This is a genomic window from Azohydromonas aeria (assembly GCF_009760915.1).
Taxonomy (GTDB): domain Bacteria; phylum Pseudomonadota; class Gammaproteobacteria; order Burkholderiales; family Burkholderiaceae_C; genus Azohydromonas; species Azohydromonas aeria.
Window position 1 is genome coordinate 262,464 of sequence record NZ_VIDQ01000001.1, and the last position, 23,003, is coordinate 285,466.

The window sequence follows — 23,003 nt, forward strand, 5'->3', positions numbered from 1 at the left end:
CGCCATGCCCTGGGGCCGCCTCGGCCGGCTCGCCGACCGGCTGCGCACGCGGCGCGAGGCGCTGTCGATGGCCATCGACGCCGCCGTCATCGCGCTGGCCTGGAACGCGACGTACCTGTTCCGCCTGGGCTTCGAGCGCTGGTGGAGCGCGCGCCCGGACTACGACCCCTGGGTCATGGCCGGCGTGATCGCGGCGTACCTGGCGGTGTTCGCGCTGCTGGGCATTCCGCGCGCGATGTGGCGCTTCGTGGGCGTGGGCGAGCTGCGCCGGCTGGGCGCGGCCTGCTTCGCCGCCGGCTCGCTCAGCGCCGTGGTGGTGCTCATGGCGCAGCTGCAGGCCGTGCCGCGCGCGGTGCTGGCGCTGCACCCGCTGATGAGCCTGCTGGGCGTGTGCGGCGTGCGCATCGCCTACCGCATGCTCTACGAGCACGCGCGCCAGGGCAGCGCCGCCGGCGCCGGCGGCGCGCCGCAGCGCGCGCTGGTGATGGGCGCGGGCGAGGCCGCGCGGCTGCTGCTGGGCGGCATCCAGCGCCAGGGCTGGCGCGTGCTGGGGCTGCTCGACGACGACCCGGCCAAGCAGGGCGCGCGCATCGGCGGCGTGCAGGTGATCGGGCGGCTGGAGGACGTCGCGCGCGAGGACATCCGCGCCGACGCCACCCACGTCATCGTCGCGCTGCCGGGTGCCGCCACCGCGGCGCGGCGGCGCGCGCTGGACCTGGCCGCCGCCAGCGGGCTGCGCGTGCTGACCATGCCCACGCTGGAGGAGCTGCGCCAGGGCACGGGCGCCGTGGACCGGCTGCGCGGCGTCGAGGCCGAAGACCTGCTGGGCCGCGACCCCGTGCTGCTCGACGAGGCCGGCATTGCCGGCACGCTCAACGGCAAGACGGTGCTGATCACCGGCGCCGGCGGCTCCATCGGCAGCGAGCTGTGCCGCCAGGTCGCGCGCTACGGCCCGGCCCGGCTGGTGCTCTACGAGCTCAGCGAATTCGCGCTCTACGGCATCGAGCAGGAGCTCTCCGACCGCTTCCCGCACCTGCCGCTGGTGCGGCTGGTGGGCGACGTCAAGGATTTGTCCCACCTGCGCGCCACCTGCGCGCGCTGGCGCCCGCACGTGGTCTTCCATGCCGCGGCGTTCAAGCACGTGCCGCTGATGGAGGAGGACAACGCGGGCGCGGCGCTGCGCAACAACGCGCTGGGCACGTACCACGCGGCGCTGGCCGCGGCGGAAGGCGGCGCCGAGCGCTTCGTGCTGATCAGCACCGACAAGGCGGTGAACCCGACCAACGTGATGGGCGCGACCAAGCGCGCGGCGGAGCTGGTGGTCAGCCACCTGGCGGCGCTGCACCCGGGCACGCGCTTCATGGCGGTGCGCTTCGGCAACGTGCTCGGGTCCAGCGGCAGCGTGATCCCGAAGTTCAAGGAGCAGATCGCGCGCGGCGGGCCGGTGACGGTGACGCACCCGGACATCATTCGCTACTTCATGACCATCCCCGAGGCGGCGCGGCTGGTGCTGCAGGCCGCGGCCATTGGCGAATCCGGCCAGGTGCTGGTGCTCGACATGGGCGAGCCGGTGCGGATCGTGGACCTGGCGCGGCAGCTGATCCGGCTGGCGGGCATGGCGCCGGAGGAGGTGCCCATCGTCTTCAGCGGGCTGCGCCCGGGCGAGAAGCTGTTCGAGGAGCTGCTGGCCGACGCCGACACCACGCTGCCCACGCGCTTCCAGCGGCTGCGCATCGCGCGGCTCAACGACGCGGCCGCGCGCGAGCGGGTGGGGCCGTGGCTGGAGCGCTGCGAGGCGGCGGCGCGCCAGGGCGACGCGGCGGTGCGGGCGTGTTTGCGGGAGCTGGTGCCGGAGTTCCGGAGCGGGGGGTAAGGGAGAGCTGTGCCTTTGGATCTGGTACTACAGCGTCGATAGGGGCATGCGCTCTCAAGTTAAGCCGGTCCAGAAACGCTTGTTTATCCCAGAAATGCTTCAGACTAAGCCTGTCAGGAGGCTGACCCGGTCGGCGTTGCCATCTCTAAGCCGACATGTCCTCGATTTCGACGTCGTTGAACTGCGCCTCATCGCCGAAGCCGGCATTCATCAGCACCAGCAGGAATGCCGTGCCGCTGTTACTGCGCTCCGATGGGGTGAGGTGAAGTTCCAGTGGCACGGACGCCGCGCTGGAGCTGCTCACGGCTTTGTACTGTTTATCGAACCCAAGTGACCAGACCTGCAGTGACGCCCGAGCCTGCGAACCCGAGCACCGGGCCCACACAGTAACGCGAACAAGCGAACTTGCAGGAGCAGTGATGCGCTGAAAGATGAGCCGGTTGGAATTTGAAATGCTAGCGGCGAAACCGCTGACATAAGGCGATACGCTTGCTACCAGGGAAACGTTGCCTTGGCCACCCAAGGTCCATCCGTCTGGAGCCCCGCTAGCGCCAATCTGGGTAATGGAGCGGGCATTGACGATATGGCACAACCGGCCCTTGCGGCGCAAATTGATGCTTTTCTGTGCCGTGCCATACATGTTGCAAGCGTTGTCTTCCAACGTATTGTCCGCATACTGGCAATTGATTGAAGAAGGGCCGAGTTCCTCAATGAACTTGGATGCACTGCCGGATGCCGAGCCTAGCACGCGGCAGCCTTCAACGCTCACGCTGGGATTACTGTAATTGGGGCCAACCGTGCCGCCGAGAACAATGGCGCTGGAACGGTTTTGAAGATTGAAATAAACGTCGCGAATCTTCGTCTTCTGATTGTTGGAGATGAAGATACCGCCCTTGGCGTTGTGCTCGCAGTATCCTGCATCAATAATCGTGAAGCCGCCTGAGCCAGACCCGACACCGAGATCATAACCATAGCCGTTAGAAAGCTCATTGGTGCATGCATGAAATATATTGACCTCGTTGTTACCTCGCATGCCGGTCCTGACATTGGCATCCTGAGCGGCGCGGAACATGCAGGCTGAAACCAGGTTGGCATTTCCGTCTAGTTCGAAAGCAACGCGTCCACCGAAAAAATAGCACCGAGAGAAACTTCCTCCATAGATATGGCGTGCACGAACAGCCCCGGACCCTTCAGCCTTGGAAAGTTGGACCACCTCTAGGCCGTCGAGATGAAATCGTAGCATGTCGTTGGCCCCGCTGGTATCGCCAATATCTAGCACGATTCCTGGAAAATTAGCCTCGATGCGGCAGCCCTCGGCGTGGATCATCAAACCCTGATGGTTTCTCAAGGTCAAAGTGCGGGTAACTCTATATTTGACAGGGGGTACCGGAAAATACAAGCCGGCTGGCTTCCACCCGGGCTCCTGAAACCGTGGTACTGAATCGATAGCTGCCTGGATCGCCGCCGTGTCATCGGCTAGACCATCGCCTTTGGCGCCAAAGCGCATCACAGAGGTGAACTCATTTGATGCCGGTGCGGCGGCGGTCGGGGTCATATCCGCAGCGTGGGCTGGTTGTTCAGCCACCAGCCCTCCCAAGGCACCAGTCAACAGCATCATGCGCCGGCGGTGGAGCACGGAAAGCTCGGGTGCCGGGATTCCGGGCGTTGGACTCTTCTGACGAGGAGGCATTCCGTCATTGTCTTCGTGCGACGAACCGTCGTGGGAACAATCTTGTTTCACCGGGTATATGCATTCTGTAATGGTGCAATGGTGGTCACGGCGAGGCGGGGCCAGTCGGCCACGCGCCACGACTGAGAGGCTGAGAGTAAATTAGAAGGTGCTGCTATGAATGCCCACAGCGTAAAGACGCGGCCTCACAGAACGGCCGTAGAGCGATTTTTTTTGAGGTGCGGAAAAGGGGTCGAAGACCCCTTGAAGTGGCCCGAAATCTTGCTTCGTCAATTCATTCTCGGCCTCTGAGCCCGCGACACTTGCGTCCTATCGGTACATGAAGCGAAAAACCCGCACTGACCGGAGCAATCGCTGGATGCGAAACAACGAGGGTTGTGTCATCAGCCGCCACAGGCCTTCTAAGCCGATAACTTGTACTAGGGCGGGGGCACGTTTGAGTTTGCCGGAAAGAAAATCCACTGTTCCCCCGGCGCCGATACAGTATTCCACACCCTCGTTCGTCATGAACGCCAGTTGGTCCTGAGCAAAATATTCTTGAGACGGGGAGCCAAGGCAGAAAGCAATAACCTTGGGCTTGTGCTGCCGCACCAAGGACTGGAATTGTTCCACAAATCTTGCAGAGTAAGGATATTTTTCGAAATCAGGTGACCATGCTCTACAAAAATCCTTGCAGTAGCGCCGATTCAAGTTGGCTTGGGCGCCGGCAGCACTGGCTGGCGCACCGCCCACAAGCAACAACGTCCCAGATGAGGCGACGCAACGTTCGGCCAGTTGATAAATAAGGTCCGAGCCGCTGATTTTTTCAATCCTTATATCCGGAAATTTTCGGCGAGCAATTTGAAACGGCCACATGCCATCGAAAGTGCTTGTGTGGCAGTTGATGATTTCTGCCAGGCGTTGATCCTGCTCATTGGCGCGGACAATGAAATCCGCGTTGACAGTTACGATCAATCTGCATCCGTCGTGAGGCGCAAAAATTTGTTCGCGCGTCAAGCCCTTAAATGTTAATCCAAAAACCTTCAGTTGCTGCATACTTTGTTCCTGATCATGTCGGACAGTTGCTTCGCCACGAGCTGACGGTCGTACTGTCGCGCCAGTCGAGAAGCGGCGACCGACATCGCACGCCATTGTACGGAGGAGCCTGTAATGACTTGGGTCATGGCGCTGCAGAGTGATTCAGCATCGCCGGGAGCGAAATGAATGGCCGTTTCTCCGTCTGTGGTGAAATCTGTGAATGGTCGTATGGCCGAACACAGAACCACGTGGCCAGCAGCTAAGCCCTCGATGGCAGATAGACCTAGGCTCTCGCGGTAGGAAGGAATAATTTGAAAGTCAAATTCTCGATGAATGTCAGGCACCTTGTCCGGTTCAACGTGGCCATGATACGTGGCTTGCGAGAATCCAATTTTTGATATCTCTAAATGCAGATCATCTAGCTCTTGGCCGCTACCCCAGAAATGAAGGTGAACGTGCTCGGCCAAATGATGGGGGAGTTTGGCGCAAGCTTCGAAAATGAGTTTCCAGCCCTTGTCGGCATCAATACGGCCGACGTAACCAAAGTGGGCAATGGTGGGAGCACTGCCTGCGGTATCCCAATACCTGACGCGGGACTGTCCTGAAGCTGCGAAAGCATCTATTTCCACGCCACTGGACGGAGACACAAAAATCTTGTTCTCGTCCACGTCGCGGTAGACGGCGCGCAGCATTTCTGAGAAGTACAGCGACGGCACTATGATCAAGCGAGCATGCTTGACCAGTGTATGCTGACCCGTGCGGTTCAATGCACGACTCAGGCTCTGGCGCATGGCCAAGTCGTCGCCATGAATGTGCAGTACCAGCTTCTTGCGGAATAGGAGCGCCAGCAGCGCGATTGGCAGGCAATGGTGTGACGCATAGTGTGCATATATGGCCTCGACTCTCCTGGAACTGCCGGCACTGAAAATGCGACGGAAATAGTCCAGGTAACGGCGCAGCTTGGCCCAGCCCGAATGTCTGCCTTCGATAACCACCGTGTGCGCGATCTTGATGCCCTGCGATTTCAAGTCGGACAGGCTGCGCGCCACGAACGCGCCATAAGACGGGTCGCTCGCTGAAGGAAACATGTTTGAAAGAAACAACCACTCCATGGTCATACTCGGTCAGGGCTGCGCAAGTGCGCGAGGGCGCCGGCGCCACGATGTTGGGTTGTGAACGGCACGCAGGTTGAACAGCAGGGCAAAGGTCACGAAAAACCAAAGATAGTCGCTGGTTCCCATGGTGAACCAGCCCGCCAGGAAAATCAGAAAACCAAGCCAGCGCAAATTGCTGCGCAACGCGCGGTGGGCAAAGAGGAACGGTGCCGATGCCAGCAGGAGGAAAGCGAAGGCGCCATAGCCTTGCTCTACGAGCATATGCGCCCACTGGCTTTCCGACAGCGTGATCGGGTTGACGATCTGCGGGTTGAGCGATGCCGAAAAATCTCCCCAGGTTCCCAGCCCCCGGCCGAAGGGGTTCTCAATGATGTTGGCCAGGCTGTAAAGCCAGGAATTCAAGCGCAGGTCAAGGAACAGGAACTGTGGGTAATCGGCTGATGCATCCGCACTCCTGAACAGGTTGATGATGCCCGTGTCAACGATGTCCGCAGCTTGGCGCATGCGGTCAACGATCTGGAAGTTTTCTGTATTCAACAGTAGCGGTGCGACCAAGGCAAGTACGACGGCGAGCACCGTGATTTTCAAGAAAGGCAACCGCAGCGCCAGGTAAATCAGGGTGCACATGATGATGTATTTCTGACCGGAAAGGATCAACAAGCCGTAAAGCATGAATTTGTAGATTCTAGAAGCTGGCCATGCGTCAACCGGAAAAAGCTTGCGGTCTATGCGCAGGAGACGTACGAAAAGCATTGAAGACCACAGCGGCAGATTCAAGATCAGTCCGCTGTAGCGGCCCTCCTTCTGCGGACCGTCAAAAAAGTTGGAAGGAACGCCGACGGCGATCAGGGCGTGGTTGCCCAACAGCACCTGAATCAATACAAAGAATGCGTTGATGGCGATGGCCAGGGTCAGAGCTAACTGCAGGGCACTCTCAAGACGTACCGGCCCGGCGGCTGCGCGACGGCTGCCGGTGCTGGCATTGATGCAGCCCAGTATGAAGATCAAGGCCAGTAACAACTTGGTGAACTCGTAAGTCGAAGCGGCAAAGCTGGAAAATCTGAACAGGCAGTACGACAGGTATCCCAGCGCCAGCAGCATGGCGGCCAAGCTGGCGCGCTTCATCTGCAAGGCGGCCGGCACATAGGTCACCAGAAAAATCAGAGTTACACCGGCTTTCAGTCCAAAGCCGATGCCGAAAGCTTCCAGATAATCTGCAAAAAAGGCCAGTGTGAAAAAGGCAACAGCAAGTGGATTGGCTTTCATCATGCTCTCCGGAGCAGCCGCAAGACGAGCCGTTTGGGTGCTACCAGACGAGCCTTGAAATGCCAGTAGGTGGAATAGCATCGCCACCAAGCGCCGACGCGATACATCCGAGCCAGCCGTTTCTTTTCTCTGGCAACGACCAGAGCTTGTTTCGATGAATATCCGTCGACGTCATAGGCGCTGGTGGCTAGGTCGGTGGCTACGACCTTGCTGCGCTGAACCGCTAGATAGAGTTCCAGGTCGCCACAAACATTGAATTCTTCGCGGTACAGACAACCGCGTTGGTTCCAGACTTTTTTCAACAGCTTGGCTGCGTAAAACGTCGATTGGTGACACGGGAATTGGCGATAAATAATGGCGCCAAGTGTCGTGTCCGGATTGGGTGGCAGGCGCTTGCTCAGCGGCACCTCATGGCGCAGCAACGTGACCGCCGCCACGCTGACATCGGCCTGTTCCCGGACATGGTGCTGCAAATGGGCTGCGAGTTCGCGGCCTTCGATCTTGTCGCCTGCATTGAGGAATAAAACAACGTCGTTGTCTTGCAAACTCGAGCTGATATGGCCGAACGCAAGGTTCATGGCGTTGTAGATTCCCCTGTCATTGCTGTGGAAAACTTGCGAGCGCGGATATTTGGTCTGAAGTTCATCATGGTATTTTTTAATGAAGATCCAATGAACCATGTTCAATGGAGAATGCCCGTGAGAGTGGCAGCTTTCGTAGGTGGCTGCGAGGTCGTCGCCATCTTGGTACACGACAGTGATGATGTGCAGCTTCATATGCTTGCCTTACGATTTCTTGATTCGAATGCCCACGTCCCGGCAATGGTTTGAAAGCATGCGATGGTGCAGCCATGACGACTGCATCAGCAGCGTTAGATTTTTTCTTCGGTGGGCCAGCATGTCATGCATAGGCTCCTTCACGCGCAAGCCGGTTGAAGTCGTCCTTATTCCTCCAGCCTACGACGGTGGCCGGGTTGCCGGCGACAATCGCACAAGGTGGCACCGTGCCCCGTACGACAGCGCCCAGCGCGATGATGGCACCGTCGCCTATTTGCGTGCCGGGCGAAAGGCTGACGTTGGCACCAATCCAGACTGCATCGCCGATGGCAATGGGCTGCATAATGTCGTGCTGATCATACGGAATTCTTGTGCTTGAGCGAAAATTATGGTTCGACGACAGTGCCGTCAGGCCTTTGCCAATATGGCAGTATTTTCCAATGCGTATGCCACCTTGGGCATTGAGATAGCAATCGCCGTTGAGTACCGTGCCTTGTCCGATGCTTAGATTTTGCCCGTGAACCAAATGGAAATTGCGGCAGACATCTGCGCCGAGAATTACGGAGTTTCGGTCGAAATCCACCCTGTCAAAGGTGACGTGGCGGTAGTAGGCGCGTCTGGCGCGCTCCATCAGTCGGCTCCAATTTTTAAAAAAAGCAATCATTCGACTTCAATTGGTTGAAATGCACATCGTCCCGATATTTGATGACCTTGGCGGGATTGCCGCCCGCCACGGCCAATCGTGGAACATTCTTGGTTACCACGCTGCCGGCTGCAATGACGGCCCCTTCGCCGATCGTGACGCCGGGCAGGATGGTGACGTTGGCGCCACACCATACGAAATCTTCAATCACGACGGGACGGTGAATGATGACTTCGTCATAGGGCAGGCGGGAGGCACCCTCGTAGTTGTGCGTGGCCGAGAAAATTGTCAGGCCGCGACCTGGATGGAAATACCGGCCAATGCGCACACCGCCGCTGGCTTCAATGTAGGTGCCGGACTTGATATGAGAAGTCGGCGAAATTTCGAAGCGAGACAGGTCGCCCATGATCTCGAAATCATTGCCGCCTTGGGCTACAAACTTTAGTTGAACACCTTGGCGGTGGTAGTTTTCCAGTTTCACGCTCACCATGAGGGATTGCCAGCGCTGCTGAAGGCGCTCGATCTGCAGCAAGCGCAGGAAATGGATGAGAAAATTTCTGACCTGCTTCATGAAAAATGCGACGCGGCGTCATTGGGTGTTTGAGTGGTTTTTTTCTCTCATTTTCAAGCCGCTGGCCACGACGAAGGCTGCCATCAAATAGCCTGCTGCAATGCCGGCCGGCGCCCAGAGCGCGTTGCCATGGCGCACGCCCACCGTGGAAACCAACAGCGTGGTGGCGCCGCCGAGCAAAATGGCGATGGCACGCGTGCGGGCCAGTTGAAAGTATTCCGCAGCGAGTCCGAAAGGGCGGTAGAAACTGACCGCCACCCCCGCCAGGGCCAAGGCAATGAAAAAGGGTTTTGTATCGGCATAGCGCTCGGGCAGCACGATGTCGCGCACGAGCAAATAGGCGCTGATAACGGCGAGGCACAGCAGGCTGGAAATACCCACGAAACTGGCGACGTAGCGAATGATGACCTGCCTGAGCTGTTGGCCGGTCTTGAGTCGCCGGAACATTTCAGGGTACAGCGCATTGGTGACGGATTGATTGAGCGTCATCATAATGGCCGCCAAAGAGGCTGCCGCCGTGTAGATGCCTGCGACGTCGAGGCCAGCTTCCCGCGCGATGATAATCTTGTCGGACTCGTTAAGAGCCCAACCCCCCGTTAAGGCAACTAGACTGGGCAAGCCAAAGCGGAAAATTTGCCGGGCTGTCGCGCGGTCGAAGCGCAGCGCCACAAAATGTATCAGGTGGGTCCGGTATCGAAAAAACACGACGAGCGCCTCTGCCAAAAAGGTGGCGAGAATGCGGTATACGGCATACCCTCCCAGCGTAAAAACCAACATTGCAGTCATGGCCAGTGCAGAGGCTGGGGTCAGAACAGCAATCAGGCCATAGAGCCAGGGCTTTTCGTCGATCACACTTTCCGCAGCGGCCATGGCGGAGAGAAAGCGGATCAGCGCATACGCCGGGACGAAAGCGAGCAGCGGCATCGTATAAAGTTTGGCGAGCCATGCCAGGACAAATCCAGTTTGGAATACCAGGAAGGATGCAAAAGCTATGGTGACGTAGGTTCGCTGGAATTCAAGATACTGCTTGGGATCCAAGCGGGACTTGTTGACCGACACCAGTCCATCCGCGGCCAGTGAGACGGCCGGGGCCACTAAGTACAGGATGCTAAAAAAAATGCCAATCGCACCGTACTCTTCAGTTGGAAGAACGCGGGTAAGTATCAGTACGGCGCCGAAGCTCAAGGCAGCGCCGGACAGCGAGAAACTCAGGTACAACCCCAAGTGGGTCAACTGCTTGCCGAACTTCATTGTGGTGCATCCGGCCTGTTCAGTTAACTTCCTGGGAAGCGGCGACGGGGGGCGCCGCGGTAATAAGGTCGTGCAGGTTGAGTCGAATACCATCGCCCTCAGCGGCCATGCCGCTGTCGTAGCCGCTCCTGAGATCTTCCCAATGTGTCACGAAACGGTAATTCCATTGCTGCAGCAAGCCAGTGAGTTGCCGCATGAGGGTCTGTGATGCCAAGTCCGGCAGTAAGTGATAGAGAAATATGGGTGTAATGCCCGTGCCGTCCAAGTTCAGCAGCGTGGTGGAAAAGAAAGACGCAACAGCCTCGGGCCGGGTGCTTTCCAGCAAAGTTTCAACCGGGCCGGTTTCCTCGATGATGCGCACGCGAGGTGCCTGTTCGGCCAGGGTGCTGCGGATACGCGTAGTCCACTCGTCTGTTTCTCTGGGATGAAACTTAAAGAGTACTTCATCGAAACCCGCTTGCAGGGCCTGCATGATCTGCTGCAGGCCCTGTAGATAGCCCTCATCGGTCTGGTAGTCGGCGTACAGGGGCTGATTCAAGAAAATGACGCAGCCCGTGCGGGGGCTGATTTTCTGGCGCGTGGGAGGAGCTAAGACGGTGACGGGAATCTTGCGCACGATGGACAAGGGTCGGTAGGTGCACAAGCCGTCGAGTTGCCCGTCTGCCAGCCATGGGAACACGATGCCATTGAGTTTGTGGAATTGCGTGCCACGCAGGCCCGGCAGGCGGCGGGTCATTGCCGCAGCAATTTTTTCCCGCGTTGAAAGAGCTTCGTTACTGGGCAGCGAGAAGGGGATGTATGTGCCGACCCCGCCATCCTCGATGATGAAAACCCGAGCGCCGGCACGCTTGAAACGGTGCGCCACCAAGTGGTTGAGCAGTTCGAACTCGGTGTAGATGAACAGGACGTCCGTTGCCTGCGGGTCGAGCCGGTTGGCGACTTCTCGGGCCGACGCCCGGTAGCCCAACCAGCGCCGTGCCGGGCCCCGCAATTTCACCGGCGATGCCAGGCGCAGCCGGGCCGCGAATTCAGCCACCTCGGGTGCATCTGCCAGCTTGTGGGGAATCTCGATCAGCGTTGAAGCCAAGCCCTCGCGTTTCAGGGCGCCGGCGTGGTGGCGCGCGTCAAGCAGCTGATAGTCGTTGTTGACGAGAAAGAAAATCATGACGGTATTGGCGTTCCACGCTTACAGCGCTTGAGCCGTGCCGGCGCGAGCGGTGCAGGCCGTGGGGCGTTGCGTGGCAGGCGTGGCGGCGGTCATGCTCCTTCCCCTGGTAACTGAGACACCAGGGATTCAGCGAGCCGCCAATCCGCCTCGGTGTCGATGTCCACGCTCTCGTACGGGGCCGACATCGCAAAGGCCTTCGCCCCTGGCCCGATCACGGGCTCGCCCGAACGCACGGTGTCGGCCGGAATGACGTAGATCGAGCCGTTGAGTGCATAAGCCGGCGGCAGATCCTGCGAACGTCGGGACAGGGCATCCCAGCCTAGGAAGGGTTCCATGCCCTGAGCCGTGAGCCGAAAGCACCACGCGGGATGCGGTGCCGCCGGACTGACGCTGACCACGCAGTGGCGCTGCCCCGGGGGCTGCATCAAGTACATCGCCACCGCTTCCCGCACCGAGTCCGTACGGCGCAGCGGGCTAGTGGGCTGCAGCAGGAGCACGGCCTCGATGCGGCCGTGCTCGGCCTCGTACCAAGCCAGCGCGTGGCGTAGCACGTCGCTCGTGGTGGCGGTATCCGTGGCCAGCTCAGGCGGACGCAGCCAGGGCACGTGAGCGCCGGCTTGGCGTGCCACGGCGGCGATCTGCGCGTCGTCGGTGGACACCATCACGCATTCGCACATGCCGCTGTTTCGTGCCGTGGCGACGGACCAGGCGATCAGCGGCCGGCCAGCCAGCGGGCGTACGTTCTTGCCCGGCAGCCGCTTGCTGCCGCCGCGCGCCGGGATCACCGCCAACAGCCGGGCGGCGGTCTCAGCCATGGAAGAGCCCCGTCACCTCAGCCTGCGCGCGCTGGAAATCCTCCATGCGGCCGATGTCCAGCCAGTACTCGTGCAGCGGGAACATGTTGACCGCGCGGCCCTGGTTCATCTGCTCCTGCAGCAGCGTGGGCATGTCAACTTGGCGTCCGCGCGCCACGGCGTGCACCACCTCGGGCGACAGCACGTAGATGCCGGCGTTGATGAAGTGGCGGTAGGCGGGCTTCTCCACCATGGACGTGATGCGCACGCCATCGGTCTGGATCACACCATAGGGCACGCGGTGCTCGTACTCGCGCACGCACATGGTGGCCACGCCGTCGTGCTCATCGTGGAACTGCAGCAGCTTGGCGAAGTCGAGGTTGGTCAGTAGGTCGCCGTTCATCATGAACATCGGCTCCTTGATCTCCCCGGGCGGCAGCAGCCCCAGCGCGCCGCCCGTGCCCAGCGGCTCGTCCTCGTGCACGTACTGCACTTCCACGCCCCAGCGGCTGCCGTCGCCGATGCCGTCACGGATCATCTCGGGCCGGTAGTGGGTGGAGATGAAGAAGCGGTGAAAGCCGGCCTTGACGAAGCCCTCGATGATGAGCTCCAGGATGGGCTTGTCGCCAACCTTGAGCAGCGGCTTGGGGCAATGATCGGTCAGCGGCTGCAGCCGCTTGCCGAAGCCGCCGGCCATTAGGAACACGGCATTGGGCCTGCGCCGAGCCTGTAGCAGGCCATGCAGCGTCTCCAGGCCCACCATGCGACCGTCAGCATCAACCAGTGGGATCTGCAGCAGTTGATGCCTTTCCATCAGCGCGAGCATCTGCTCCTTGCTGCTGTGGGCCGGCATGGTCCGTGGGTGTCTGTGCATCACCTCGGTCACTGGCGTGTCCAGGGACACCTGCCGCAGCAGCGCGCGGCGCACGTCGCCGTCGGTGAGGCTGCCCAGGATGCGGCGCGATTCGTCCACGACAAGTGTGATCTGCAGCCCGGCCTTGTCCAGCGCGGTGATGGCTTGGTGCAGCGAGGCTTGCGGACCGATGAGTACGGCCTCCCAAGATTTCATCGATTTGATTCCTGCAATTTGTAGCTGGGATAGTCAGTCGTTGGCGCGGTGGTAGCTGCCGGCCTGCACCGCCCGGTGCGGCAGGTGCAGCTCGCCAGGCTGCAGCGCCCGCGCCAGCGTGGCGCCGGCTGCGACGACGGAGCCCGTACCCAGTGCCAGGTTGGGCAGCACCGTGGCACCGCTGCCCACGAACACGCCATCGCCAACGCTGACCGTGCCGCACAGGCACGCGCCCGGCGCGACGTGCACGTGGGCGCCGACGGCGCAGTCGTGGTCCAGCGAGGCGGCGGTGTTGACGATGGTGTTCTCGCCCACCCGGCAATCGGGCTGGATCACGGCGCCGGCCATGACCTGCACGCCTTCGTCCAGCGTTGCCGAGGCATCGACCCAGGCATGTGGGTGTACCAGTGCGGGAAAGCGGAAGCCCTGCTGCTTCCAGCGCTCGAACAGCTCGCGCCGCAGCGTGCCCTGCACCAGTTGCCCGATGCCGTTGGCCAGCGCCACGTCCCGCGGCGAGAGCGCCTGCAGCGCCTCGTCGCCGCCAAGCACGGGCAGGCCGCGCCACTGCGCCACCCCCTGGCGCGCCAGCGCGGGGTCGCACACGCCACGGCAGTGGAAGCCGGCTGCACGAGCCAGCGACAGCACCACCTTGGCATGACCTCCCGCGCCGAGCAGCACCAGTGGCAAGGATGCGGTGGCGCTCATGGCTCGATCACGTCTCCGCTGGCGTAGGCGCGTGCCGCACTGCGGCCCACCAAGTCCCATAGGGCCGAGGCGGGTAGCCCACGTCCGCAGCGTGCTGTGCTTAGATCGGCGCGTGCGAAAGTCTCCCCAGCCCTGACGTCGCGCGCGGCGATGACCTGCTGTCGCGCCGCACGGCGCGTATCGAGCTCGCTGGGTTGGGGCGCCTTGGCGCCATCGCCTAGGGCCTGCTGCAATGCGCGGATGTCGCGCAGCATTTGCGCCAGCTCCCCGGGTTCCAGCGAAGCCTTGTGGTCCGGTCCTGGCAGGTTGCGGTCGAGCGTGAAGTGCTTCTCGATCACACAGGCGCCGCGGGCCACGGCGGCCACGGGAATGAGCGTGCCTTCCGTGTGGTCGGAGTAGCCGACAGGCAGTCCAAAGGCCGAGGCCAGTCGGTCCATGGCGTGTAGGTTCACTTCCTGCGGCGGCGTGGGGTACTGCGAGGTGCAATGCAGCAGCGTCACGCGCCCGTGCAATGAATCGCGCCAGGCGCTGCGGCTCCAGCCCTGCCACACTTCGTCCATGCCGGCAGGCTCGGCTGAAGCATTCAAGGCATGCGCGATGACGGCCAGGCCCTGTTCCACTTCCGACAACGTGGCCATCCCGGTGGAGACGATCAACGGCTTGCCGGTACGCGCGAACTGCCACAACAGCGGCGCGTTGACGAGCTCGCCCGAGGGCACCTTGAACAGCGGCATGTCCAGCGCGCACAGGAACTCCAGGCTGTCCTTATCGAAGGCCGTGGACAGGAACTCGATGCCACGCGAGCGCGCGTGCGCCTGCAGCTCGGCGTGCCAGGCACGCGGCAGCTCCAGCTTGCGCAGCATCTCGAACTGGCTTTCCGCGGCATCAGTGCTTTGCTTCTGGTAGGCCGCCTTGGGCGCTTGCCTGCTGGCCAGGCGTGTGGCGTCGAAGGTCTGGAACTTCACGGCATCGGCGCCGGCTGCCGCGGCCTGGTCCACCAGCGCGAATGCCAGCTCGCGCTGGCCGTTGTGGTTGACCCCTGCTTCAGCGATCACGTAGACCTTTACGGTTGAAGCGTTCCTCATGAGAAATCCAGGTCGTGAAAGCGTTTGTGGAAGCGGTCAGGATGGGCTTCGAGCTCGCGCACGATCGACCGGCTGGCAGTACCCTGGCCGTAGGGATTGATCGTTGTTGCGCTGTGCCGATGGAATTCGTCGCTCAGTGCCCGCCCAAGCGTGCGCACGATGTCGTCGCGATCGGCCCTGCAGTGAAGCACGGAGTCGGCCGCCAGACGTCCCAGTTGACGCTCGCCGATGTTGACGGTGGGCACGTGGAACGCAGGCGCTTCGATGATGCCGCTCGACGAGTTGCCCACCACGGCACGCGCGTGCGCCAGCGCCGAGAGATAGCGCTTGAATCCCAATGATTCGATCAGTAGCACACGCGAACTGCGCTGGGCGGCGTACTGCTGCAGCAGCGGGATGATGGCGCGGCCACCGTTGTCTGCGTTCGGGTAAGTCAGCACCACCTGGTGCTGCGGGAATGCGTCTAGTGCCTCCAGCAGCGCTGTGGTCGAGGCCACCGGATCCTCGGTGGCCATGGTCACCGGGTGGTACGTGGCCAGCACGAAGGGCGCCGCAAGCACAAAACCCAGGCTCTCACCCAGCTCGGACAGCGTCATGCGGGGCGTACGCTGCAGGTGGTCTAAGCCGAGCGCGCCGACGTTGAAGACGGTGGACGGACTTTCGCCCATCTGTATCACGCGCCGGCGATAAGGCTCTGCGGCCACGAAGTGCAGGCTCGCCATTTTGGTGATGGCATGCCGGATCGCATCGTCATAAGCACCCTCCGTGACTTCGCCACCGTGCAGGTGAGCCACGGGAATGCGCATCACCAGTGCAGCCTGCACGATGGCCAGAGCCTCGAAGCGATCGCCGAGCACGACCAGCACGTCCGGGCGCAGCCGCTGCAGTGCGTCGGCAAAGCCGATCGTGCCCAGTCCCATGGACTTCGCCACGCCGGTAGCGGTATCCGACGACAGCAGCATCTCGACCTTGGCGTCGATGTGGAACCCGTCCTGCTCGATCTGGCGCCAGGTTTGCCCAAATTCCGGCGACAGGTGCATCGCGGCCACGATGAGCTGCAGCTCCAGCTGCTCGCTAGCGTCGATGTCCTTAAGCAGCCAGTACAGCAGGCCGTACTCCGCCCGAGTCCCGGTGAATACCGCAATGCGTTTCCTAGTCACGCCGCACTCGCTGGCAACACGCTGCTAGGCAGGTTCACCACGCGCGCTTCCAGCCACTCGGCGGTGGAGAGGTCGCCGCGGCGGCAGTGCGCGAAGCCGGGCAGCCGGTTCATGAGCTGCCAGATTGGGCGCGTCATCACGCCGGCGTCGTTAGTGGCCGCGAGCAGCGCGTCGCGCTGCTCGCGGCTGTCGCAGATCACGGCGTTGAGCCAGTAGTTGGAGCGGCAGCCCTCGGGCTCGCGCACGAAGTGCAGCGCGCTGCCTTCGAGCTGCTCGGCGTAGCGTTGTGCCAGCAGCCGCTTGGCGGCGACGAAGTCCTCGATGTGCTCGAGCTGCGCGCAGCCCAGCGCCGCGTTGAGATTGGGCAGCCGGTAGTTGAAGCCCACCTCGTCGTGGAAGAACTCGTAGGGGTGGGGTTTCTTGGCCGTGGTTGTGAGGTGCTTGGCGCGCGCGCCAAGCACCTCGTCCGTGAGCACCATGCCGCCGCCGCCGGTGGTGATGATCTTGTTGCCGTTGAAGCTCTGCGTGCCCAGTTGCCCGAAGGTGCCGGTGTGGCGGCCCTGGTAGAGGCTGCCCAGCGACTCCGCCGCATCCTCCACCAGCACCAGGCGCCAGCGCCGGCACACGTCGAGCAGGCCGTCGAGGTCGGCCGGGTGGCCGAAGGTGTGCATGGGCACGCAGGCGCGCACCACGCGGCCGTCGGCGCGCGTGCGGCACAGGCCCTCCGCATCGAGCTCGGCGTTCTCGTCTAGCCACTGCTCCAGCGCGCGCGGCGACATCCCCAGCGTGGCGCGGTCCACGTCCACGAAGACGGGCTCAGCGTGGCAGTAGGCGATGGCGTTGCAGGTGGCCACGAAGGTCAGCGACTGCGTCACCACCAGCTCGCCCGGCTGCACGCCCGCCAGCAGCAGCGCCACGTGCAGCGCGGCGGTGCCGTTGACGGTGGCCACCGCGCGCGGGCTGCCGGTATAGCGTGCCATGTCCTGCTCGAAGCGGTCCACGTACGCGCCCACGCTGGAGACGAAGGTGGACTCCAGCGTGTCGAACACGTACTCGCGCTCGCGACCCGGGAACACCGGCGCGTGCAGCGGGATGAAGTCGTTGGTGGCGTACTGCTCGCGCACGAAACGGATCAAGGCATCGAACATGGAACGGCCCTTGGGCGTACGAGATGGAGAGGTCAGATGTTGTAGAGCCCGGCCTTGTAGCGGCGCAGGTTGTCACGCTGGCTGAACCATTCGACGGTCTCGGCCAAGCCGCGGCGCAGACCCTCCATGCCCGGGTATTCGGGGCTCCAGCCTGCCAACTCGCGGGCACGGGTATTGTCTGCCCACAGCCGTTCGACCTCGCTGCCGGCCGGGCGCATGCGTTGCTCGTCGCAGGTGAACTCGACGTCGCGTCCCATGATCTCGGCAATCAGCCGTGCCGTGTCGCCCACGGACACTTCATAGTTGCTGCCCACGTTAACGACTTGGCCCACGGCAGCATCGCATTCAGCCACGGCCACGAAGCCCCGCACGGTGTCGCGCACGTAGTTGAAGTCGCGCGTGGGATGCACGGCACCCAGCTTGATCCGGTCGGCGCCAGAAGCGATTTGCGTGATGATGGTCGGGATCACCGCCCGCGCGGACTGGCGCGGACCATAGGTGTTGAACGGGCGGATGGTGGCCACCGGCGTGGCGAAGGAGGCGAAGAAGCTCTGCGCCATCTGGTCCGCACCGATCTTGCTGGCCGAGTACGGCGACTGGCCTTGAAGCGGATGCTCTTCCGTGATGGGCACGAAGCGAGCCGTGCCGTAGACCTCGCTGGTGGAGGTGTGGACCACGCGCTCCACGCCCAGCTCCCGTGCCGCCTGCACGACGTTGAGCGTGCCCTTGACGTTGGTGTCGACGTAGGTGTCGGGCGAGTGATAGGAGTAGGGAATGGCAATGAGCGCGGCCAGGTGCATCACCACGTCGCAGCCCTGCATTGCAGTGCGCACGCCATGGGGGTCGCGAATGTCGCCGGCAAACACGTCGAGCGAGCGCTTGACCTGCTCCTCGGCTTCATCGAGCCAGCCCCAGGAGTTGAAGCTGTTGTAGTAGACGAAGGCGCGCACGTCCGCGCCGAGTTCACGCACCAGGTACTCGGTGAGGTGCGAGCCGATGAAGCCATCGGCTCCGGTCACGAGGATCTTCTTGCCTTGCAGCTTCATATGCGGTCTTGATGCTTGAGGAATCCGGAATTCACTCGTGGTAGTCGTAAGCCTGGAAGCCGGCGAGCTTCACGAGGCTGTCGCGCCGTGCCGAGTCGTAGTCGCTGGTGATCATCTCGCGCACCAGCTCCTCGAAGCTGGTCGTGGGCTCCCAGCCCAGCTTGGCCTTGGCCTTGCTCGGGTCGCCCAGCAGCGTCTCGACTTCCGTCGGGCGGAAGTAGCGCGGATCGACCCGCACGATCACGTCGCCGACCTTGACCTTGGCCTGGTCGCCCGCCACGGCCGCGACGATGCCGACCTCGGCTTCGCCCTCGCCCTCGAAACGCACCGTCACGCCCAGCTCGCTGGCGGCGCGCTGCACGAACTCGCGCACGCTGTATTGCCGGCCCGTGGCGATGACGAAGTCCTCGGGCTGCTGCTGCTGCAGCATCAGCCACTGCATCTGCACGTAGTCGCGCGCATGGCCCCAGTCGCGCAGCGCGCTCAGGTTGCCCAGGTACACGCAGTCTTGCAGCCCCAGCGCGATGCGCGCAATGGCACGCGTGATCTTGCGCGTGACGAAGGTTTCGCCGCGGATCGGGCTCTCGTGGTTGAAGAGGATGCCGTTGCAGGCGTACAGCCCATAGGCCTCGCGGTAGTTCACCGTGATCCAGTAGGCGTAGAGCTTGGCCACCGCGTAGGGGCTGCGCGGGTAGAAGGGCGTGGTTTCCTTCTGCGGCACCTCCTGCACCAAGCCATAGAGCTCGCTGGTGCTGGCCTGGTAGAAGCGCGTTTTCTTCTCCAGCCCCAGGATGCGGATGGCCTCCAGCAGCCGCAGCGTGCCGATGCCGTCGGCGTTGGCCGTGTACTCCGGCGTCTCGAAGCTCACCGCCACGTGGCTCATGGCCGCGAGGTTGTAGATCTCGTCGGGCTGCACCTGCTGCACGATGCGGATGAGGTTCGTGGAGTCAGTCAGGTCGCCGTAGTGCAGCGTGAAGCGCGGGTTTGCCTCGTGCGGGTCCTGGTAGAGGTGATCGATGCGGTCGGTGTTGAACAGGCTCGCGCGACGCTTGAGGCCGTGCACGGCGTAGCCCTTGGCCAGCAGCAGTTCGGCCAGATAGGCGCCGTCCTGCCCCGTCACGCCTGTGATCAGGGCCACCTTCTTGTCGGACATGTGTTGCTCTCTTGCAGGAATTCAGTTCAGTTGTGAAACGGCGCGGCCGTGTAGGCCAGGCGGATGCCGTCTTCAAGCTTGGTGCGAGCGCGCCAACCCAGCGCGGCCAGGCGGCTGACGTCGAGCAGCTTGCGCGGCGTGCCGTCGGGCTTGCTCGCGTCGAAGACGATGCGGCCCTCGAAGCCGACCACGCGCATCACGGTCTCGGCCAGCTCGCGGATGGTCACGTCCTCGCCGGTGCCGATGTTCACCAGCTCGCCGTCCCAGCCGCGCTCCATCAGGTGCACGCAGGCGTCGGCCAGGTCGTCCACGTACAGGAACTCGCGCCGCGGCGCGCCGCTGCCCCACACCACGTACTCGGCGTCGCCGCGCAGCTTCGCCTCGTGCGCCTTGCGGATGAGCGCGGGCAGCACGTGGCTGTTGGCCAAGTCGTAATTGTCGTTGGGGCCGTACAGGTTCGTGGGCATCACGCTCACGTACTGGCGGCCATGCTGGCGGTTGTAACTCTCGCACAGCTTGATGCCGGCAATCTTGGCAATCGCATAGGGCTCGTTGGTCGGCTCCAGCGGCCCGGTGAGCAGGTACTCCTCGCGGATGGGCTGCGGGCAGTCGCGCGGGTAGATGCAACTCGAACCCAGGAACATCAGCCGCTGCACGCCGGCCAGGTGCGCGCCGTGCACGAGGTTGGCCTCGATCACCAGGTTCTGGTAGATGAAGTCCGCACGCTGCAGGTTGTTGGCCTGGATGCCGCCGACCCTGGCAGCAGCGATGAAGATGTAGTCGGGCTTCTCGCGCGCCAGCCACACGTGCACCGCGCGCTGGTCGAGCAGGTCGAGTTGCTCGCGCGAGGCGGTCAGCACGTTGCCGTAGCCCCCGGCCTGCAGCCGGCGCACCAGCGCGCTGCCCACCATGCCGCGGTGGCCCGCGACGAAAATCTTGGCGTTCTTGCCCATGTCGTTCACTGGCGCCCGTACGTGTCCTCGAACCGCACGATGTCGTCCTCGCCCAGGTAGCTGCCCGACTGCACCTCGATGAGCTCCAGCGGCAGCCGCCCCGGGTTGCGCAGCCGGTGCGTCTCGCCCAGCGGGATGTAGGTGCTCTGGTTCTCGGAGAGCAGCATCACCTTGTCGCCGCACGTCACCTCGGCCGTGCCGCTGACCACGATCCAGTGCTCGGCGCGGTGGTGGTGCATCTGCAGGCTCAGGCTCGCGCCGGGCTTGACCATGATGCGCTTGACCTGGAAGCGCGCCCCGGCGTCGATGCTGTCATACCAGCCCCAGGGCCGGTGCACCTTGCGGTGCAGCATGTGCTCGTCGCGCTGCTGGCCGTCGAGCCGGCCCACGATCTTCTTGACGTCCTGGCTGCGGTCGCGCCGGCTCACCAGCACCGCGTCGGGCGTCTCCACCACCACCACGTCGTCCAGGCCCACCACGCCCACCAGGCGGCTGGTGGCGTGCACCAGGGTGTTGGTGGCGCCGTCCAGGAGGGCGTCGCCCACCACGGCATTGCCGGCCGCGTCCTTGTCGGCCACCTGCCACACCGCGTCCCACGCGCCCAGGTCGTTCCAGCCCGCGGCCAGCGGCACCATGCGCAGCTCGATGCCGCTGCCCGGGCAGCGCTCCATCACGGCGTAGTCCACCGACTCCGACGGCACCGCGCCGAACTCGTCCTTGCCCGGGCGCACGAAGCGCTCGTCGGCCGTGCGCGCGGCGTGGGCCACGCGCGTGGCGGCGGCGATGTCGGGCCGGAAGCGCTCCAGCGCCGCCATCCAGCTCGACGCGCGCAGCACGAACATGCCGCTGTTCCAGTAGTAGCCGCCGGCTTCCAGGTAGCGCTGCGCCGTGGCGGCGTCGGGCTTCTCGACGAACTGCGCCACCTTCGCGCCGTCGGCGCGGATGTAGCCGTAGCCGGTCTCCGCCCGGTCGGGCGTGATGCCCAGGATCACGATGGCGCCGTCGGCGGCCTCGCGCACGGCACGGCGCACCGCCTCGGTGAAGGCCGCGGCGTCGGTGACGGTCTGGTCCGCGGGCGTGACCACCAGCACCGGGTCGGCGCCACCCTCCATCGCCTGCAGCGCCGCCAGCGTCAGCGCCGGCGCGGTGTTGCGCCCCACGGGCTCCAGCAGCACCGCCGCGGGCTCGCAGCGCATCTCGCGCAGTTGCTCCAGCACCAGGAAGCGGTGCTCGTCGTTGCCCACCACCAGCGGCGCCGACAGCGTCACGTCGCCGCCGCCCAGGCTCATGAGCCGCTGCACCGACTGCTGGAACAGGCTCTGGTTGCCCGAGAGCACCAGGAACTGCTTGGGATAGCCGGCTCGCGACAGCGGCCACAGCCGCGTGCCGCTGCCGCCGGCCATGACGACGGGCTGTACGGGAATAGAAGGAGTCATGCTGGGATATTTCCAGGAGAAGTCGTCGCGGCGGACTGGGCGACGTACCACGGCATCGCCTCCGCAATGCCCTGCGCCAGCCGGTGCGTGGGCACGTAGCCCAGCAGCTGCCGCGCCTTGGAGACGTCGGCCTGGCTGTGGCGCACGTCGCCGGCGCGGAAGTCGCGGTACGTGGGCTGCACGTTCGGGCTCACGCCGTGGGGCGCCAGCGCGTCGCGCAGCAGCCCGAACAGGTCGCCCAGCGTGGTGCGGTCGCCCACGGCCACGTTGTAGACCTGGTTGCGCGCCTCGGGCGCCTCGGCCGTGGCGGCCAGCAGGTTGGCCGCCACGGCGTTGGCCACGAAGCAGAAGTCGCGGCTGGTCTGGCCGTCGCCGTTGATGAACACCGGCTCGCCGCGCAGCAGCGCCGCGGTCCACTTCGGGATCACGGCGGCATAGGCCCCTTCCGGGTCCTGGCGCGGGCCGAAGACGTTGAAGTAGCGCAGCCCGATGCTGGCAAAGCCGTAGCTGCGCTCGAACACCTCGGCGTAGATCTCGTTGACGAGCTTCGTGACGGCGTAGGGGCTCAGCGGGCGGCCGATGTTCTCCTCCACCTTGGGCAGCGCCGGGTGGTCGCCGTAGGTGCTGCTGCTGGCGGCGTAGGTGAAGCTCTTCACGCCCGCGTCGCGCGCGGCCACGAGCATGTTGAGAAAGCCGCTGATGTTGACCTCGTTGGTCGTGATCGGGTCGGCCAGGCTGCGCGGCACGCTGCCCAGCGCCGCTTGGTGCAGCACGTGGTCCACCGCCACGGTTCGATCCGAGGCGGCATCCGCCCAGGCCATGGCGCGGCGGCAGTCGTCGAGGCGGCGGATGTCGCCCTCGATGAAGCTGAAGTTGGCCCACTGCGCCGGCGTGACCAGGGTGCGCACCTCTTCGAGGTTGCGTCGGTGGCCGGTGGCGAAGTTGTCCAGGCCCACCACGCGCTGGCCCAGCGTGAGCAGCGTCTCCAGCAGGTTCGATCCGATGAAGCCGGCCACGCCGGTGACGAGCCAGGTGCGCGGCGCGTCGGCCAGGCGGGATTGCAGGGCGGTGTAGGCGTCCATGG

Annotated in this window: 20 protein-coding genes and 1 pseudogene; 1 reads left to right on the forward strand and 20 read right to left on the reverse strand. The window is 63.5% G+C overall.

Annotated elements, in window-relative coordinates:
- The first annotated feature begins 4 nt into the window (after window positions 1-4).
- The gene (locus FJ694_RS01285; protein WP_232539837.1) at window positions 5-1,873 is read left to right on the forward strand and encodes a polysaccharide biosynthesis protein; all 1,869 of its coding nucleotides are present in this window, start codon (window positions 5-7) and stop codon (window positions 1,871-1,873) included.
- A gap of 145 nt (window positions 1,874-2,018) precedes the next feature.
- On the opposite strand, the gene FJ694_RS01290 is transcribed toward FJ694_RS01285, so the two are convergent.
- From FJ694_RS01290 to FJ694_RS01385, 20 genes and pseudogenes are all read right to left on the reverse strand, one after another.
- Window positions 2,019-3,428, reverse strand: coding sequence for a glycosyl hydrolase family 28-related protein (locus FJ694_RS01290; RefSeq protein WP_157263613.1), 1,410 nt, complete (start codon window positions 3,426-3,428; stop codon window positions 2,019-2,021).
- 444 nt (window positions 3,429-3,872) lie between these two features.
- Complete coding sequence (locus FJ694_RS01295) at window positions 3,873-4,598, reverse strand: WecB/TagA/CpsF family glycosyltransferase (RefSeq protein ID WP_157263615.1); 726 nt, start codon at window positions 4,596-4,598, stop codon at window positions 3,873-3,875.
- Entirely contained in the window at window positions 4,586-5,692 is a 1,107-nt protein-coding gene (locus tag FJ694_RS01300; protein ID WP_198320670.1) for a glycosyltransferase family 4 protein, read from the reverse strand. The genes FJ694_RS01295 and FJ694_RS01300 overlap by 13 nt, the downstream gene beginning before the upstream one ends.
- 12 nt (window positions 5,693-5,704) lie before the next feature.
- Window positions 5,705-6,961 carry an O-antigen ligase family protein gene (locus FJ694_RS01305; protein ID WP_157263619.1) on the reverse strand — a complete coding sequence of 419 codons (1,257 nt, stop codon included), beginning with the start codon at window positions 6,959-6,961 and terminating at the stop codon, window positions 5,705-5,707.
- Window positions 6,961-7,737: a glycosyltransferase family protein gene (locus FJ694_RS01310; RefSeq protein ID WP_157263621.1), complete on the reverse strand. Its 777-nt coding sequence runs from the start codon at window positions 7,735-7,737 to the stop codon at window positions 6,961-6,963. The genes FJ694_RS01305 and FJ694_RS01310 overlap by 1 nt, the downstream gene beginning before the upstream one ends.
- A 124-nt stretch (window positions 7,738-7,861) precedes the next feature.
- A complete protein-coding gene (locus FJ694_RS01315) occupies window positions 7,862-8,368 on the reverse strand; it encodes an acyltransferase (protein ID WP_157263623.1) in 507 nt (168 codons plus the stop codon).
- A gap of 16 nt (window positions 8,369-8,384) precedes the next feature.
- Window positions 8,385-8,597, reverse strand: a pseudogene (locus tag FJ694_RS37890) (DapH/DapD/GlmU-related protein); the annotation flags it as partial.
- A gap of 372 nt (window positions 8,598-8,969) precedes the next feature.
- Entirely contained in the window at window positions 8,970-10,202 is a 1,233-nt protein-coding gene (locus FJ694_RS01325) for a lipopolysaccharide biosynthesis protein (protein WP_157263627.1), read from the reverse strand.
- A gap of 19 nt (window positions 10,203-10,221) precedes the next feature.
- Window positions 10,222-11,367 carry a polysialyltransferase family glycosyltransferase gene (locus tag FJ694_RS01330; protein ID WP_157263629.1) on the reverse strand — a complete coding sequence of 382 codons (1,146 nt, stop codon included), beginning with the start codon at window positions 11,365-11,367 and terminating at the stop codon, window positions 10,222-10,224.
- A gap of 92 nt (window positions 11,368-11,459) precedes the next feature.
- Window positions 11,460-12,185 carry an acylneuraminate cytidylyltransferase family protein gene (locus FJ694_RS01335; RefSeq protein WP_157263631.1) on the reverse strand — a complete coding sequence of 242 codons (726 nt, stop codon included), beginning with the start codon at window positions 12,183-12,185 and terminating at the stop codon, window positions 11,460-11,462.
- Window positions 12,178-13,233 carry a nucleotidyltransferase family protein gene (locus tag FJ694_RS01340; protein WP_157263633.1) on the reverse strand — a complete coding sequence of 352 codons (1,056 nt, stop codon included), beginning with the start codon at window positions 13,231-13,233 and terminating at the stop codon, window positions 12,178-12,180. Before FJ694_RS01340 ends, FJ694_RS01335 begins: the two co-directional genes overlap by 8 nt.
- 33 nt (window positions 13,234-13,266) lie before the next feature.
- Window positions 13,267-13,938, reverse strand: coding sequence for an acetyltransferase (locus FJ694_RS01345; protein ID WP_157263635.1), 672 nt, complete (start codon window positions 13,936-13,938; stop codon window positions 13,267-13,269).
- Window positions 13,935-15,023 (reverse strand): N-acetylneuraminate synthase, encoded by a 1,089-nt coding sequence (gene neuB, locus FJ694_RS01350; protein WP_157263637.1) that lies wholly within the window; start codon window positions 15,021-15,023, stop codon window positions 13,935-13,937. The genes FJ694_RS01345 and neuB overlap by 4 nt, the downstream gene beginning before the upstream one ends.
- On the reverse strand, window positions 15,020-16,183 hold the full coding sequence (gene neuC / locus FJ694_RS01355) for a UDP-N-acetylglucosamine 2-epimerase (RefSeq protein ID WP_198320671.1): 1,164 nt from the start codon (window positions 16,181-16,183) through the stop codon (window positions 15,020-15,022). Before neuC ends, neuB begins: the two co-directional genes overlap by 4 nt.
- Window positions 16,180-17,331, reverse strand: coding sequence for a LegC family aminotransferase (locus FJ694_RS01360; RefSeq protein WP_157263639.1), 1,152 nt, complete (start codon window positions 17,329-17,331; stop codon window positions 16,180-16,182). The genes neuC and FJ694_RS01360 overlap by 4 nt, the downstream gene beginning before the upstream one ends.
- A 32-nt stretch (window positions 17,332-17,363) precedes the next feature.
- Window positions 17,364-18,377 carry an NAD-dependent 4,6-dehydratase LegB gene (locus FJ694_RS01365; protein ID WP_157263641.1) on the reverse strand — a complete coding sequence of 338 codons (1,014 nt, stop codon included), beginning with the start codon at window positions 18,375-18,377 and terminating at the stop codon, window positions 17,364-17,366.
- Between the two features lie 31 nt (window positions 18,378-18,408).
- Window positions 18,409-19,530, reverse strand: a complete 1,122-nt coding sequence (gmd, locus tag FJ694_RS01370) for a GDP-mannose 4,6-dehydratase (protein ID WP_157263643.1) — start codon at window positions 19,528-19,530, stop codon at window positions 18,409-18,411.
- 26 nt (window positions 19,531-19,556) lie between these two features.
- Window positions 19,557-20,483 carry a GDP-L-fucose synthase family protein gene (locus FJ694_RS01375; RefSeq protein WP_157263645.1) on the reverse strand — a complete coding sequence of 309 codons (927 nt, stop codon included), beginning with the start codon at window positions 20,481-20,483 and terminating at the stop codon, window positions 19,557-19,559.
- Between the two features lie 5 nt (window positions 20,484-20,488).
- Complete coding sequence (locus FJ694_RS01380) at window positions 20,489-21,919, reverse strand: mannose-1-phosphate guanylyltransferase/mannose-6-phosphate isomerase (RefSeq protein WP_232539838.1); 1,431 nt, start codon at window positions 21,917-21,919, stop codon at window positions 20,489-20,491.
- Window positions 21,916-23,001 (reverse strand): NAD-dependent epimerase/dehydratase family protein, encoded by a 1,086-nt coding sequence (locus tag FJ694_RS01385; RefSeq protein WP_157263647.1) that lies wholly within the window; start codon window positions 22,999-23,001, stop codon window positions 21,916-21,918. Before FJ694_RS01385 ends, FJ694_RS01380 begins: the two co-directional genes overlap by 4 nt.
- Between the last annotated feature and the right edge of the window lie 2 nt (window positions 23,002-23,003).